The sequence below is a fragment of the Mumia quercus genome (genome assembly GCF_025506335.1).
Classification (GTDB): domain Bacteria; phylum Actinomycetota; class Actinomycetes; order Propionibacteriales; family Nocardioidaceae; genus Mumia; species Mumia quercus.
The window spans coordinates 62,756-76,930 of sequence record NZ_JANZYO010000001.1; the positions used below are offsets into that span (position 1 = coordinate 62,756).

19 protein-coding genes are annotated in these 14,175 nt (G+C 70.6%); 10 read left to right on the top strand and 9 right to left on the bottom strand.

All coding sequences use genetic code 11. The features are described 5' to 3' along the window. Window positions 1–2: 2 nt before the first annotated feature. Entirely contained in the window at window positions 3–890 is an 888-nt protein-coding gene (locus NYZ95_RS00250; RefSeq protein WP_262847565.1) for an aldo/keto reductase, read from the bottom strand. Between the two features lie 103 nt (window positions 891–993). Here NYZ95_RS00250 and NYZ95_RS00255 point away from each other — a divergent pair, with 103 nt between their 5' ends. Further along, a complete protein-coding gene (locus NYZ95_RS00255; protein WP_262847567.1) occupies window positions 994–1,575 on the top strand; it encodes a GNAT family N-acetyltransferase in 582 nt (193 codons plus the stop codon). A 6-nt stretch (window positions 1,576–1,581) separates the two neighbouring features. Here NYZ95_RS00255 and NYZ95_RS00260 read toward each other — a convergent pair whose 3' ends face one another. Further along, window positions 1,582–2,310, bottom strand: coding sequence for a hypothetical protein (locus tag NYZ95_RS00260; protein ID WP_262847569.1), 729 nt, complete (start codon window positions 2,308–2,310; stop codon window positions 1,582–1,584). A gap of 160 nt (window positions 2,311–2,470) precedes the next feature. On the opposite strand from NYZ95_RS00260, the gene NYZ95_RS00265 reads away from it, so the two are divergent. Genes NYZ95_RS00265 through NYZ95_RS00275 form a run of 3 tightly spaced genes read left to right on the top strand, consistent with a single transcriptional unit; the run spans window position 2,471 to window position 3,948 of the window. Beyond that, window positions 2,471–2,812 carry an ArsR/SmtB family transcription factor gene (locus tag NYZ95_RS00265; protein WP_262847571.1) on the top strand — a complete coding sequence of 114 codons (342 nt, stop codon included), beginning with the start codon at window positions 2,471–2,473 and terminating at the stop codon, window positions 2,810–2,812. Between the two features lie 3 nt (window positions 2,813–2,815). Continuing rightward, on the top strand, window positions 2,816–3,322 hold the full coding sequence (locus NYZ95_RS00270; protein ID WP_262847573.1) for an SRPBCC family protein: 507 nt from the start codon (window positions 2,816–2,818) through the stop codon (window positions 3,320–3,322). Continuing rightward, window positions 3,322–3,948: a dihydrofolate reductase family protein gene (locus NYZ95_RS00275; RefSeq protein ID WP_262847575.1), complete on the top strand. Its 627-nt coding sequence runs from the start codon at window positions 3,322–3,324 to the stop codon at window positions 3,946–3,948. Before NYZ95_RS00270 ends, NYZ95_RS00275 begins: the two co-directional genes overlap by 1 nt. A gap of 1 nt (window position 3,949) precedes the next feature. Here the strand turns inward: NYZ95_RS00275 and NYZ95_RS00280 are convergent, their stop codons facing one another. Beyond that, window positions 3,950–4,600, bottom strand: a complete 651-nt coding sequence (locus tag NYZ95_RS00280) for an excisionase family DNA-binding protein (protein WP_262847577.1) — start codon at window positions 4,598–4,600, stop codon at window positions 3,950–3,952. Window positions 4,601–4,679: 79 nt separating this feature from the next. On the opposite strand from NYZ95_RS00280, the gene NYZ95_RS00285 reads away from it, so the two are divergent. Next, on the top strand, window positions 4,680–5,567 hold the full coding sequence (locus NYZ95_RS00285; protein ID WP_262848653.1) for a haloalkane dehalogenase: 888 nt from the start codon (window positions 4,680–4,682) through the stop codon (window positions 5,565–5,567). Here the strand turns inward: NYZ95_RS00285 and NYZ95_RS00290 are convergent, their stop codons facing one another. Continuing rightward, window positions 5,568–5,987, bottom strand: a complete 420-nt coding sequence (locus NYZ95_RS00290; RefSeq protein WP_262847579.1) for a MarR family winged helix-turn-helix transcriptional regulator — start codon at window positions 5,985–5,987, stop codon at window positions 5,568–5,570. A gap of 18 nt (window positions 5,988–6,005) precedes the next feature. Next, window positions 6,006–6,431: a YjbQ family protein gene (locus NYZ95_RS00295; protein WP_262847581.1), complete on the bottom strand. Its 426-nt coding sequence runs from the start codon at window positions 6,429–6,431 to the stop codon at window positions 6,006–6,008. A gap of 97 nt (window positions 6,432–6,528) precedes the next feature. Here NYZ95_RS00295 and NYZ95_RS00300 point away from each other — a divergent pair, with 97 nt between their 5' ends. Further along, window positions 6,529–6,825 carry a DUF4287 domain-containing protein gene (locus NYZ95_RS00300; RefSeq protein ID WP_262847583.1) on the top strand — a complete coding sequence of 99 codons (297 nt, stop codon included), beginning with the start codon at window positions 6,529–6,531 and terminating at the stop codon, window positions 6,823–6,825. Between the two features lie 34 nt (window positions 6,826–6,859). Here NYZ95_RS00300 and NYZ95_RS00305 read toward each other — a convergent pair whose 3' ends face one another. The 3 genes from NYZ95_RS00305 to NYZ95_RS00315 are packed head-to-tail and all read right to left on the bottom strand — an operon-like array spanning window position 6,860 to window position 9,558. Then, window positions 6,860–7,648, bottom strand: coding sequence for an ABC transporter ATP-binding protein (locus NYZ95_RS00305; protein WP_262847585.1), 789 nt, complete (start codon window positions 7,646–7,648; stop codon window positions 6,860–6,862). Next, the gene (locus NYZ95_RS00310) at window positions 7,645–8,736 is read right to left on the bottom strand and encodes a taurine ABC transporter substrate-binding protein (protein WP_262847587.1); all 1,092 of its coding nucleotides are present in this window, start codon (window positions 8,734–8,736) and stop codon (window positions 7,645–7,647) included. The genes NYZ95_RS00305 and NYZ95_RS00310 overlap by 4 nt, the downstream gene beginning before the upstream one ends. Before the next feature lie 3 nt (window positions 8,737–8,739). Beyond that, window positions 8,740–9,558 carry an ABC transporter permease gene (locus NYZ95_RS00315; protein ID WP_262847589.1) on the bottom strand — a complete coding sequence of 273 codons (819 nt, stop codon included), beginning with the start codon at window positions 9,556–9,558 and terminating at the stop codon, window positions 8,740–8,742. 159 nt (window positions 9,559–9,717) lie between these two features. On the opposite strand from NYZ95_RS00315, the gene NYZ95_RS00320 reads away from it, so the two are divergent. Genes NYZ95_RS00320 through NYZ95_RS00335 form a run of 4 tightly spaced genes read left to right on the top strand, consistent with a single transcriptional unit; the run spans window position 9,718 to window position 13,305 of the window. Continuing rightward, window positions 9,718–10,836, top strand: a complete 1,119-nt coding sequence (locus NYZ95_RS00320; protein ID WP_262847591.1) for an LLM class flavin-dependent oxidoreductase — start codon at window positions 9,718–9,720, stop codon at window positions 10,834–10,836. A gap of 17 nt (window positions 10,837–10,853) precedes the next feature. Continuing rightward, window positions 10,854–11,729, top strand: a complete 876-nt coding sequence (locus NYZ95_RS00325; protein WP_262847593.1) for an ABC transporter substrate-binding protein — start codon at window positions 10,854–10,856, stop codon at window positions 11,727–11,729. Continuing rightward, window positions 11,726–12,574, top strand: a complete 849-nt coding sequence (locus NYZ95_RS00330) for an amino acid ABC transporter permease (protein WP_262847595.1) — start codon at window positions 11,726–11,728, stop codon at window positions 12,572–12,574. Before NYZ95_RS00325 ends, NYZ95_RS00330 begins: the two co-directional genes overlap by 4 nt. Next, window positions 12,571–13,305, top strand: a complete 735-nt coding sequence (locus NYZ95_RS00335; protein ID WP_262847597.1) for an amino acid ABC transporter ATP-binding protein — start codon at window positions 12,571–12,573, stop codon at window positions 13,303–13,305. The genes NYZ95_RS00330 and NYZ95_RS00335 overlap by 4 nt, the downstream gene beginning before the upstream one ends. Window positions 13,306–13,353: 48 nt before the next feature. Here the strand turns inward: NYZ95_RS00335 and NYZ95_RS00340 are convergent, their stop codons facing one another. Then, a complete protein-coding gene (locus NYZ95_RS00340) occupies window positions 13,354–14,067 on the bottom strand; it encodes a collagen-like triple helix repeat-containing protein (protein ID WP_262847599.1) in 714 nt (237 codons plus the stop codon). Between the last annotated feature and the right edge of the window lie 108 nt (window positions 14,068–14,175).

Here is a 14,175-nt window from a genome sequence, read left to right on the forward strand (position 1 = left end):
GATCACGCCGCGAGGAGCGCGAGCTCGTCCGGGGTGAGCCGGATCGCCGCGGCGGCGACGTTCTCCTCCAGGTGGACGGGATCGCCGGTCCCGGGGATCGCCAGGACGTGCGGGCCCTGTTCGAGGGTCCATGCGATCCGGACCTGCGCGGAGGAGACGCCGTGCGCCTCGGCGACCTGCAGGACCGCTTCGTCCTCGGTGGAGGCAGACCGTCCTCGCTCGGCCCCGGATCCGGCGACGGCGAAGAACGGGACGAAGGCGATGCCGTGCTCGCCACAGCGGGCGAGGACGTCGCTGGACTGGCTCGACGCGCCGATGCCGTACCGGTTCTGCACGCTCACCACCGGGGCGACGGACAGCGCCTCGGCGAGATGCCGTGGGTCGACCGCGGAGAGGCCGATGTGCCGGATCATGCCGGCGTCGCGCAGGTCGGCGAGTGCGCCGACGTGCTCGCTGACGGAGGCAATGGTGGGCATCCTCCGGAAGTAGACGAGGTCGAGATGATCACGGCCGAGCTGGCGCAGGTTCTCCTCGACCTGACCGCGAAGCTCCTCGGGACGGGCGGGCGGCAACCAGGCACCCGACGCGTCCCGTCCGGGCCCGACCTTGGTGGCGATCACGAGGTCGTCGGGGTACGGCGCGAGCGCGGTGTTCACCAGCTCGTTCGCCGAGCGCAGCGGGGAGAAGTAGAACGCGGCCGTGTCGAGGTGGTTGACGCCGAGCTCGACCGCGCGGCGCAGGACCCGGATGGACTGGTCTCGGTCGCGCGGCGTCCCGAGGTCGAACGCGGCGCTGCCTGTCAGACGCATCGTGCCGAGGCCGAGACGGTTCACCGTCATGTCGCCCAGCCGCCAGGTGCCCGCGGCGTCGGCGGAGATCATCGACGTCATCGAAGGAGTCTCGCAGGTGAGGGTGCCTCTCAGTAGTGGCTCCGCTCGCCGCGGTGTCGAATCCGGTTGCGGCGGGGCGGGGTCGTCTGGTTGCGTGCGGGGCGTGACCCGACCTGACATCGAGTGGCCGCGGCGGACGGAGCGGCTCGAGCTTCGCCTGCCGACCGACGAGGACATCACCCGTGTCCTCGAGTGGCGCAACCACCCGGACGTGAGGCGGTGGCTGATCCGTACGACGGTCGAGCCCGAGGCCTTCCGCAGGGCGTGGCTCGACAGCATCGACGACCCGCTCGACCACGCAGCCTTCGTCCACCTCGACGGCGAGGTCATGGGCCTCGTGTCGCTCTCCGTCAGCGACGGCCTCGGCCAGCACGAGCCGGGGAAGGAGGCGTGGACGGCCTCGGAGGGGATGCTCGGCTACACGTTCGCACCCGGCTACAGCGGCAAGGGGTACGCGACCGAGACCGCGCGGGCGCTGATCGACCTCGGCTTCGGCGAGCTCGGGCTGCACCGGATCACCGCCGCCTGCTTCGCGGACAACCACGCGTCTTGGCGGGTGATGGAGAAGCTCGGCATGCGCCGGGAGCAGCACGGCGTCCAGGACTCCTGGCACGCCGAGCTCGGCTGGGTCGACGGCTACACCTACGCGATCCTCCGCGAGGAGTGGGCGGCCGTGCCGCGCTGACCGTCCTCAGGCCGCAGCGCGCTCGGCGACGCGCGCGAGCCGGGTGAGTCCGTCGACCGCGCCGTCGATCATCGTCGCCGCGAGATGGTCGCGCGCCGCCGGTGCCGCCTCGCGGAGGTACTTCACCTCGCCTTTCGACAGCTCGATCCCGCGCAGGTCGCGGGCCGTGAGCATCGACGCGAGGAGAGCGAGGTCGTCGAGGTGACGCTCGCGGTGCGGGTCGACGGTGATCGAGTACGCGGCGGACTTGATGACGAGCGCCCCGACGAGCGTCGGACGGCGGACGGTGCCAGTGACGTCGCCGACGGTCACCTCGACGGCCTCCGAGCGCTTGAGCGCGTAGATCGCACCGGGAGTCGCGAGCCCGGGGTATCCGCTGGCGCCCACCCCGCGTCCGGGCTGTCCCGTGAAGGCGGGGATGAGGACGTCGATCGTCGCCTGGCCGCGCACCCAGCGGTGCTGCTTGCCGCTCGCCGTCAGCCCGCGCGGCTCGAACTCGGCGTCGGCGAGCGCGGACGTCACCGTCATGAGGATCTGCGGGTGCCCGCGGACGTCGAGGACGGTGTCGACGTCGGGGGTCGACCGGTACGGCTCGACGCCCCGCTCCGCGCAGTGGAGGTGGACCATCTGTCCGCCGACGAGGGTCCACCCCTCGGGGACGTTCTTGGCCAGGTGGAACAGGCCGAACCAGGACGCCTCCTGCTCGGCGCTCATCACCGGCAGCACGATGCTCACCGCGTACCTCCTGGTCTCAGGGCGACGGGCCCGGCCGGGCGTGGTCGCACGAGCGCTCTCGCGGATCCTAGGTGCTCGGCCGTGCCGGTTCCACCACCGCGCGAGGGAACGTGTCGAGAAGTCTCTTGACGCATGCCCATATAGGAATATGATTGTTCCCATGGCACGGGCAGCGACGACGTCGGACGTCTTCAACGCGATCGCCGAGCCGCAGCGTCGGGAGATCCTCCTGCTGCTGCGTTCGGGCGAGCGGCCCGTGACCGAGCTGGCCGAGGAGCTGGGGATGACTCAGCCCGGGGCCTCCAAGCACCTGCGTGTGCTGCGCGAGGTCGGCCTGGTGCGGGACCGCAGGGCGGGCAAGCAGCGCCTGTACGGCCTCGACGCCCGTGGCCTGCGACCGGTGCACGAGTGGACCGGTGGTTTCGCGGAGTTCTGGAACGAGAGCTTCGACCGGCTGGACGCGTACGTGCAGGACCTCAAGCAGGCACGACAGGAGGAGTAGTCGATGGCATCGGCAGGACGGGAAGCAGGGACGCAGTCAGAGGTGGCGGACCGGGAGATCGTGATCTCCCGTGTCATCGACGCTCCGCCGGAGCTGGTGTTCGAGGCGTTCACCGAGGTGCGGCACCTCTCGCAGTGGTGGGGGCCGAACGGCTTCACCACCACCACGCGCTCGCTCGAGTTCCGGGTCGGCGGTGAGTGGGACTTCGTGATGCACGGACCGGACGGGACCGACTACTCCGAGTGGATCCGCTGGACCGAGATCGTCCCGGCGCAGCGGATCGCGATGCTCCACGGAGAGTCTCGTGACGACCCGAACGCCTTCGAGTCGGTCCTGACGTTCGAGCGGGACGGTGCGGCGACCCGGATCGAGATGCGCACCGTGTTCCCGACGCCGGCCATGCGCCAGGAGGCGGTCGAGAAGTACCACGCGGTCGAGGGTGGTCAGCAGACCCTCGGCAACCTCGCGGCGTACGTCGCGGAGCTGGCTGAGCGGGAAGGGGAGGGCTGATGGCTCAGAAGGTGTTCTTCAGCGTGTCGATGTCGCTGGACGGGTTCATCGCGCCGGAGTCGACCGACGAGCTGATGGGGCGACAGTGGATGGAGCTGCAACGGTGGGTGTTCCCCCAGCGGTTCTTCCGGGAGAACCTCAAGCTGGGCGGCGGTGGCGAGGAGGGGCGCGACAACGACATCCTGCGAGAGACGTTCGAGCGCACCGGTGCGAGCGTCATGGGCAAGCGGATGTTCGACGCCGGTGAACAGGCGTGGCCGGAGGAGGCGCCGTTCCACACGCCGGTCTTCGTGGTGACGCACGAGAAGCGTGACCCGTGGGAGCGGCCGGGTGGCACGACCTTCCACTTCGTCAACGACGGCATCGAGTCCGCGCTCGATCAGGCCCGCCAGGCCGCCGGCGACCGCGACGTCCGCATCGCCGGCGGAGGCATGACGATCCTCGAGTACCTCAACGCCGGTCTCGTCGACGAGTTCTCGATCGGGCTGTCGCCGGTGCTGTTCGGCTCCGGGGTGCGTCTGTTCGACGGCGTGGACGCGGCACGCGTGGCGCTGGAGCCGACCGGTTCGGAGTCCTCTCCGCGGGTGACGCACCTGACCTACGCCGTCCGGGAGCGTCGGGCCTAGCTCAGGACGATCCCTGCCGGACCAGCTCGGCGACCCGGGCGCTCTCACGGGAGCCGAGGTGCTCGGCGAGGTCTGCTGCCAGGACCGGCCAGGTGATCCGTGCGGGGAGCTCCGGGACGACGTGGAGCACGACGTTGCCGTCGGGGCGGGTGGCGGGCACGAGGAAGTAGTCGTCCACGACCTCCTCGAGCTCGCGCTCGCGCACGTACGCCTCCGCGACCGGGCTGACGACGAAGCTGTCCTGCGCGCTCACCCCGCTGCGGAGCAGGCGCTCGTCGTCACGCAGGTCGTCGAGGTCGGCGGCAGCGGCACGGTACTCGACGCGCGCGGCCCGGCTGCTCATCCACGCGCGCAGCAGCGCCGCAGGGTCGGCGGACTCCCGCAGACGCGCGGCGTACGCGTGGAGCCGCTTGCGCTCGGTGGCGGCGACGTCCGGCGCGCCGCCGTCGAGGAGGTCGAGCAGCGCCCACGCCATGCGTCCGGACAGCGCGCGTGACGGCCGTGCCTGCGCGAGCGGCAGGTGAGCGGGGTCGATCGCCCACTGGTTGCCGACCCGTACGGAGGGCAGCGTCCCGTCCTCGATGCGCTGCAGCACGCGTCGAGGGGAGATCGCGAGGCGTTCGGCCGCCTCGCGTACGCCGATGAGGGTCACGACACAAGTATACGCGACCGCGTAGGGAAGTGTCGGCAAATAGTGTTGCTGGAAGGTTGTTGGTACTGCCAACATTGGGATCACCAACAATGCCGTCCAGACGAGGTCTTCCATGCAGACGATCAACGTTCTTGACTCCCACCTCTCCTACACCGAGTCAGGCGAAGGCCCGCCGGTCGTCTTCCTGCACGGGAACCCTGCGTCGTCGCACATGTGGCGGCATGTGCTTCCGGCCATCGGGTCAGGGCGCCTGCTCGCCCCGGACCTCATCGGCATGGGCACCTCGGGCAAGCCCGACCTCGCCTACCAGCTCGCCGACCACGCGGCGTACCTCGACGCCTGGTTCGACGCGCTCGAGCTCGACGCCGTGACCTTGGTCGGCCACGACTGGGGCGGCGCGCTGGCGTTCGACTGGGCGAGCCGGCATCCCGGGCGTGTCCGCGGAATCGCCTTCTTCGAGAGCATCGTGAGGCCCCTCTCGTCGGCCGACCTCTCACCACAGGCGCTCGAGCGCACTCGCACGATCCGGTCACCAGAAGGAGAGGCGCTCGTGCTGGAGTCAGACTTCTTCGTGCGTTCGGCCTACACCGGCGGGGTGCTCGCACCGCTCAGCGACGACGAGCTCTCCGCGTACCTCGCGCCGTTCCCCACCCCGGAGAGTCGACGCCCCGTGCTCGCCTGGGCGCGTCAGATCCCCATCGACGGCGTGCCCGCTGCCGTGACGGGGCGCATCGAGGCGTACGACGCCTGGCTCGCCGCCAGCCACGACGTCCCCAAGCTCCTGCTGACGTTCGACGGCTCACCGACGTTGCTCATCGACGAGCGGGGTGCCCAGTGGTGCCGGGAGAACATCGCCGCGCTCGAGACCGTCCACGTGGGCAGCGCCGGACATCACGCGGCCGAGGACCGCCCGAAGGAGATCGGCGTCGCGATCGACGACTGGCTCGCGACCCAGGGGCTCCGATAGTCAGGTCAGCTTGCCGAGCAGTCGGACGAAGGTCTTTCGCTCGGCCGGCGTGAGCGGCGAGAGGACGTCGTCCTGCACCTGGTCGAGCACGGACTGGAGCGTGCCGAGCATGGCGACGCCACGCGGTGTGAGGGTCACGAGGTTGCGCCGACGGTCGCGCGGGTCGGGATCACGCGAGGCGAGGCCGGCGGCGACAAGGTCGTCGAGCCGGGCGACGACGTCGCTGCGGTCGATACCAGTGCTGCGACCCAGGTCGGCCTGGCTGCTCGCGCCGTACTGGTCGAGCGCCGCCAGGAGCCGGAAATGGTGTCCACGCAGTCCGTGAGCCCTGAACGCGTCGGTGAGCAGGGCGTGAGCGCGCGCGTTGGCGCGGCCGAGGAGCCACGTCGGTTGGCCGGCGACGCGTTCGAGTGCGGACACGGCACGATCCTAGGCCGCTCACCCTGCCAGGAAGCTGAGACGCACCTCGCGGACTGCGTTGTCGACGTTGGTGTCCACGAGCGCGATGCTCTGCCAAGTGCCGAGAGCCAGCGAACCCCCGAGCACGGGGACCGTGACCGAGGGCGCGATGAACGCCGGGAGGACGTGGTCGCGCCCGTGTCCCGGCGTTCCGTGCCGGTGCTGCCAGCGGTCGTCGCGGGGCAGGAGGGCGTCCAGCGCCGTCAGCAGGTCGTCGTCGGAGCCCGCGCCCGTCTCGATGACCACCACGCCCGCCGTGGCGTGAGGCACGAACACGTTGAGCAGGCCGTCGCCTTCCGCGCGCACGAACTGCGCGCACTCGCCGGTCAGGTCGTGGACGACGGCGCTGCTGCCGGTGCGGATCTCGATCGTGTCGCTTCGCGTGCACCGATCGTCGCGCGGCATGGCCTGATGCGCCGGTCGTGAGGGCTCCCGATGAGTTCTCCACGACCGGTCGGTCGTAGAGGATGGAGGGGGACCGCACCCCGAGAAGGAGAGCACGATGTCGTTCCAGGCGTACCTCGACACCCTCGAGAAGAAGACCGGCAAGACCCCTCGCGAGCTCGTCGAGGAAGCCCGAGAGCGCGGGTTCGCCGAGCCCGACGCGAAGGCGGGTCAGGTCGTGGCATGGCTCAACGAGGAGTACGGGGTGGGGCGCGGTCACGCGATGGCGCTCTGGCACGTGATCCGCAACGGTCCGACGATCAGCTCCAAGCACGTCGGCACGAAGGGGACGCACAGCGACCCGTCCGACACGCTCTGGCTCAACGGTGCGGCGACGAACCCTGCGTCCGCCTGAGTGACTCGCGGGTGCGCGCACGGTGACTCGCGGGTCAGGCGATCGCCTCACGCACCCGCCGGGTCATCGCCGCGAACTCCGCCGACGCACGCAGCTCGACAGGGTCGACGTCCGCAGACGCCGCGGCGAACGGCGCGGGCTCGTCGAAGACGATCCGCCCCGGACGCGGGCTCATCACGAGCACGCGTGACCCGAGCAGCACGGCCTCGTCAACACCGTGGGTGATGAAGAGGACGGTCTTGCCCGTCGTCCGCCACAGCGTGAGCAGCTCGGTCTGCAGCCGCTCGCGCGTGAGGGCGTCGAGGGCGCCGAACGGCTCGTCCATGAGCACGATGTCGGGGTCGTTCGCGAGCACCCGCGCGATCTGGGCGCGCTGCTGCATGCCGCCCGACAGCTCGTACGGCCGCCGGTCGGCGAAGTCGGTCAGACCCACCATCGCGAGGTACTCCTCGGCGCGTGCCGCACGCTCTGCCTTCGCGGCTCCGCGCAGCCGTGGCCCGAGCGCTACGTTGCCGCGGACGTCGAGCCACGGATAGAGCGTCGGCTGCTGGAACACCACCCCGCGCTCGGCGCCCGGGCCGCGTACGGTGCGGTCGCCGACCGTGATCGTCCCCGACGACGGACGCATGAATCCCGCGACGAGCCGCAGCAGCGTCGTCTTGCCGCAGCCGGACGGCCCGGCGAGCGTGACCAGCTCGCCGGGCTCGATGGTGAGGTCGATCCGGTCGAGCGCGGGCACCGTGTCCCCGCGGGAGCCGAAGACGTGCTCGACTCCCGCCACGCGTACGGCGCCCGCGTGCGTACGGACCGACTCGAGCGTCACGACGACGAACCCGCATTCGCCGCCGCCTCGGCCGCGCTCGCGTCGACGCCACCGGCGTACGCCGACTCGGGCCCGACGGCCGCGATGCCGTCCTGGGTGAGGAGGAACTGCGCCGTGGCGAAGAGGTCCTTCTCGAGCTTGCCGCCGAGGTAGTCCGGCCCGGCCTGATCGGCGGCCGACAGGTAGACGAACCCCTCGAACTGCGCCTTCGCCTCGTCGGTCGTCACGCCCACCTCGACGGCGACGCTCTCGGCGGCCTTGTCGGGGTCGTCGGCGATCTGGGCGACCGCGTAGTCCTGGGCCTTCGCCCACAGGGCGAGGAAGTCCGCCTCCTTCTCGATGAAGGCGTTGTCGGCGATCGCCACGTCGAACGTCGGCTTGCCCGCCTTCGCGGTGTCCTCGCTCGTGAGGACCACGGTGCCCTTGTCCTTCTTGAGCTCGCTGAGCGTCGGGTCCCAGACCCACGCCGCGTCGATGTCGCCCCGCGACCACGCCGGCGCGATCTGCTCGGGCTCGGCGTTGACCAGGCGGTAGTCGGCCGCGTCCTGCCCCGCGTCGGCGATCGCCTGCAGGAGAGAGAAGTGCGCGGTCGACCCGAACGGTGTCGCGATCGTCTTGCCCTTGAGGCCGACGACGTCGGTAGCGGCGCCGTCGCGGACGACGAGCGACTCGGCCGCGCCGATGACGTCGTGGATCCAGACGACCGACACCGGGAGCTCGAGCGGGGCGGACAGCGCCTTCGTCGCCGGCGAGGAGCCGACGAGCCCGATGTCGAGGCTCTTGCCGCCGAAGGCCTGGACGACGTCGCCGCCGGACGCGAAGTTGCTCCACGTGATCGTGGCGTTCGGGGCGCAGCTCTCGAGGATCTTCTGGTCCTTGACGACGACGTCGCCGTTGGGGATCTTCTGGTAGCCGATGCGCACCTTCGCGGTGATCGACTCGTCCGGCTCCCACGGGCACTGCGAGTCCCCACCGGCGGCCGCGTCGTCGCCGCCCCCGACGCAGCCGGAGGTGAGGAGCGCCAGGGCGGCGAGTGCGGCGCCGGCGGCCACCTTCGTACGAGTGGGCTTGCGGGGTTCACGCGTCATGGGTCAGGCCTTTCCTCGCCACGGGACGAGCGAGCGTTCGATGAGACGGATGAGGGCGTCGAGGGCGATCGCGGTCAGGCCGATGACGAGGATGCAGGCGACCGAGAGCGCGATCTTGTTCTGCGTGCCGGAGAGGTACGCGAGGCCGCCGATGCCGGGCAGCCCGTTGACGAGCTCGGCGGCGACGACGGTGGTCCAGGCGAAGCCGACCGCGACCCGGATGCCGCTGAGGATGTCGGGGAGCGTCGCGGGGAGGACGACGGAGGTGACGACCTGCCGCCGGGACGCCCCGAGCGAGAGCACCGCGTTGACCTGGTCCTCCCGGACCCCGCGGACCCCGTTGATCGTCGCGAGGGCGATCGGAGGGAACGCTGCGAGGAAGAGGAGCCAGATCTTCGAGGTGTCGTAGATGCCGAACCACGCGACCAGGAAGCCCATGTAGGCCAGCGGCGGGATCGACCGCAGGAAGTCGAGGTACGGACCCGCCACCCGCCGTACGGAGGCGACCGTCCCCATCAGCAGCCCGAGCGGGACGCCGACGAGGATCGCGAGCAGCAGCCCGATGCCGATCCGGCGCAGGCTGACGACGAGGTGCTCCCAGAGGAAGTAGTTCTCCTCTCCGCGCACCACGCGGTCGACGCCCCCGCCGATCTCGTGGTACGTGTTCGCCCGGACGAACGCGTCCCACACCTCGAGAGGGCTGGGGGCGAGATACGCCGGGCGGACGAGGTCGGACGCCGCGACGACGGTCCACAGCGCGAGGACACCGGTCGCCGTGACGACGGCCGGGAGCCAGGCAGGGGTGCGACGACGTTCGGGCATGAACCGGACCGTACGTCCCTGCGTCCGCCGTGGGGCCGGGTCTCGCCGGGGCCCGCAGAAGTCGTGGCGTTTCACCCGCGGTGAGCGATAACCGTGTCCGTGGGCCGCCGGTGGGAGAGGGTGGCGTGCGTCTGTCCGCCCCACCGCGAAGGGTCCCCCATGAAGCTGCACTGGTTCCTCCCCACCACCGGAGACAGCCGCACCCTCGTCGGTGGAGGTCACAGCGTGCCGACCGAGGTCGCGCGTGCGGGCGGCGCCGAGCACACTGCGGGCCGCTACCGCGAGCCGGACCTCGACTACCTGATCGACGTCGCGCGCACCGCCGAGCGCCTGGGCTTCGAGTCGGTGCTCACGCCCACCGGCACCCCCTGCGAGGACGCCTGGGTGGTCGCCTCGGCCCTGCTCGCCCACACCACCCGGCTGAAGTTCCTCATCGCCGCGCGTCCCGGACTCGTCAGCCCCACACTGCTCGCGCAGATGGCCTCGACCTTCCAGCGCGTGTCGGGAGGGCGGCTCGCCCTCAACGTCGTCGTGGGCGGCGACCAGTCCGAGCAGGAGCGCTTCGGCGACCGGGTCGCCAAGGACGACCGGTACGCCCGAGCGGACGAGTTCCTCTCGATCTTCCGCGGGGCGTTCGCCGACTCGGGGTACGACTTCTCGGGCGACTTCTACGACGTCGTCGACGCCCGGACCCGTACGGCGGCGCCGGTCCCGCCGATCTACCTCGGCGGGTCGTCGGCCGCAGCGGGCCCGGTCACCGCGCGGCAGGTCGACGTCTACCTCACGTGGGGGGAGCCGCCGGCACAGGTCGCCGAGAAGATCGCCTGGATCCGCAAGCTGGCCGAGGAGGAGGGCCGCGAGGTCCGCTTCGGCATCCGGCTGCACACGCTCAGTCGCGACCGCAGCGAGGAGGCGTGGGCGGTCGCCGACCGGCTCCTCGCCGACCTCGACCCGGCCGACGTCGCGAAGGCGCAGGAGGCGCTCGCCTCCAGCGAGTCCGAGGGGCAGCGGCGGATGCGTGAGCTGCACGGCGGGGTCGCCCCGAGCGACGCGCGTGCCCTCGAGGTCTACCCGGGTCTGTGGGCGGGCGTCGGCCTCGTCCGTTCGGGAGCCGGCACCGCGCTCGTCGGCAGCCACGTGGAGGTCGCCGACCTGATCGGGGAGTACGCAGAGCTCGGAATCGAGGAGTTCGTCCTGTCGGGCTACCCGCACATCGAGGAGGCGTACTGGTTCGCCGAGGGGGTCGTACCGATCCTCCGGCAGCGCGGCCAGCTCTGACCCTTACGATTCGTGCCATGAGCCCCGTACGTCGTCCCGCCCGTCTCGCCGCGCTCGCGGCCGTCTCCGCCCTCACCCTCGCTGTCGGCTGTGCCCCCGCGGACGAGGGTGACGAGCCCAGCGGCTCGGACGCGACCGCCTCCTGCAAGAAGGCGGACCTGCCGCTCAAGACGGCGGGCAAGCTCACGATCGGCACCGACTCGCCGGCGTACGAGCCGTGGTTCGTCGACGACGACCCGAGCAACGGCAAGGGCTTCGAGAGCGCCGTCGCGTACGCGATCGCCGACCAGCTCGGCTTCTCCGAGGACGAGGTCGTCTGGGAGACCGTGCCGTTCAACACGAGCTACCAGCCGGGCGAGAAGACGTTCGACTTCGACATCAACCAGATCTCGATCACCGAGGAGCGCGCCAAGGCGGTCACGTTCTCCGAGCCGTACTACAAGGCGGCGCAGGCGATCGTCGCGCTCGAGTCGAGCCCGTACGCGAAGGCCACGAGCTTCGCCGACCTGAAGGACGCCCAGTTCGGCGCCCAGGTCGGGACGACGTCGCTGACCGCCATCGACCAGATCGGCCCCGCGAAGAAGCCCCGCGTGTACGACGACACCAACCAGGCCACCAAGGCCCTCGAGGTCGGGCAGATCGACGTGCTCGTGATGGACCTGCCGTCGGCGTTCTACACGACCGCCGCGGTGCTCTCCAAGCCCGGCACGATCGTCGGACAGTTCCAGCCCGACACCGGTCAGAGCGAGGAGTTCGGCCTGCTGCTGCAGAAGGGCAGCGAGCTGGTGACCTGCCTCGACGAGGCGATCGGTGAGCTCCGTGAGGACGGCACCCTCGCCGACCTCGAGAAGGAGTGGCTGTCGGAGACGACGGGCGTGCCCGAGCTGTCGTGAGCACCTCCTGGGAGGTGAGCGAGCGCCAGCTCGAGCGGCTGGCGTTCCGGCGACGGCAGGACCGGCGCAGGATGACGATCGCCCTCGTGTCGACGGCCGTGGTGCTCGTCGGCGTCGGGCTCCTCGTCACCTCCGCGCCGGGGTGGGACCGGGTCCGCGAGACGTACTTCGACTGGGAGGACGCCAAGGCGGCCTTCCCGGAGATCGCGAAGGCGTTCTGGGTCAACATCAAGGCGTTCCTCGTCGCCGAGGTGCTGATCCTGGCGCTCGCGATGCTCGTGGCCGTCGTCCGTGTCGTGCCGTCTGCCTGGATGGCGCCGCTGAAGGTCGTCGCGACGGTCTACACCGACGTCTTCCGCGGGACGCCGACGCTGCTGATCGTGCTGCTCGTCGGCTTCGGCGTCCCGACCCTCGGACTCCAGGGCACGCCGACCGACCCGTTCTGGCTCGGCGTCATCGCGCTCACGCTCAGCTACGGCGCGTACGTGGCCGAGGTGCTGCGTGCCGGCATCCTCTCGGTCCACCCGAGCCAGTGGGCGAGCGGGCGCGCGCTCGGCCTTTCGTACGGCAAGACGCTGCGCTACGTCGTGCTCCCGCAGGCGGTGCGCCGTGTGACGCCGCCGCTGCTCAACGACTTTGTCTCGCTGCAGAAGGACACGGCGCTCCTGTCGGCCATCGGCGTCTTCGAGGCGCTGCGACAGGCGCAGGTCTACTCCGCGCGCGACTTCATCTTCACGCCGATGGTGGTCGCGGCGGTGTTCTTCATCGTGGCGACGATCCCGCTCGCGCGGTTCACCGACTGGCTGTCGCTGCGCGCGGCCCGACGACAGAGCGGAGCAGCATGAGCGCGTTGCTCGACGCGCGGGCGGTCCGCAAGACGTACGGGGCCCACGACGTGCTCAAGGGCGTCGACCTGAGCGTGGCGCCCCACCAGGTCGTCTGCCTGATCGGTGCATCCGGGTCGGGGAAGTCGACGCTGCTGCGCTGCCTCAACCTGCTGGAGGTCGTCGACGACGGCGAGATCTGGTTCGACGGACGCGAGATCACCGATCCGCGGGTCGACGTCGACGACGTACGTCGTGACATCGGCATCGTCTTCCAGGCGTTCAACCTGTTCCCTCACATGTCCGTGCTCGACAACGTCACGCTCGGTCCGCGCAAGACCCGTGGCGTCCGGCGCCGCGACGCCGAGGAGCGGGCGTCTGCCCTGCTCACGCGGTTCGGCCTCGCCGACCAGGTGCGCAAGCACCCCGACGCGCTGTCCGGGGGGCAGCAGCAGCGGGTCGCGCTCGTCCGCGCGCTCGCGATGGAGCCGAAGGTCCTGCTCCTGGACGAGATCACCTCCGCGCTCGACCCGCAGCTCGTGGGCGAGGTGCTGGAGGCCGTCCGCGATCTCAAGGACGCCGGGATGACGATCGTCATGGCCACGCACGAGATGCAGTTCGCCCGCGAGATCGCCGACGAGGTGCTGTTCCTCGACGACGGCGTGGTGCGCGAGCGCGGCGCGGCCGAGCAGCTGTTCAGCGCCCCGCGCGACCCCCGTACGCGCGAGTTCCTGGGTCGGCACCTGGGCTGAGGTCCGTGTGCGGCGACTCCCCGATGCCGCCGCACACGAACCGTCTTGTCAGCCGACGCGGACCGCGCTGACCGACACATCGGCGGTGTAGTTGCCGCTGCCCTTCTCGCTCGTGTCCTTGTTGTAGCCGAACACGAGCACCCTGACCTCGGTCTCCTCGGGCACCACGACAACCCGGGTCGAGGACGCCGTCTGCTCGAGGTTGCCCTCCGCCGGGAACTCGCCGGTGAACGCGGTCCCGTAGTCCTCTCCCCACGTGGACCCGTCGACACCGCGAATGGCGAGCTGGAGGACCGGGGAGGAGGGCTTCCGGTCGTTGATGCGGTCGAACTTCGCGTGACCGTTGACGAGGTAGGTCCCCGGCTTGAGCGTCATGGCGCCGACCTCGGTGGCCCGCTCGGCGAAGGACCCGCCGATCTTGGCGATCTCCACCTCGTCGAGGACCTGGCCCGCGAGACCGCCCTTGACGTCACTGGCGGGATCGCCCTTCTCGCCCTTCTCGCCCTTCGGGCCCGCAGGCCCGGTCTTGCCGGTAGCGCCCTGCTTGCCGGACTTCTCCAGCTGGCGCTTCACTGCAGGTGAGAGGTCCCGCTTCTTGACCTCGCCGTCCTTGATGTGCCCCGACCGCACGGCCTTCGACCGGATGTCCTTGGGGCCGATCTTGTCGGCGGCGACGGCGCCACCGGTGGACAGTGCTCCGATCGCGAGGACGGAGGCGGCGACGATGGCGAGAGACTTGCGGTGCTTCTTCAGCTTCGACATGGATTCCTTCCTGCTTTCGTGAGCCGAGGGCCTCGTGCCCTCGGACGTCGGCGGCACGGTCGCGTCGAAGACGACAGCGCCAGGGATGGGGTCCCGATAAGGGCCCTT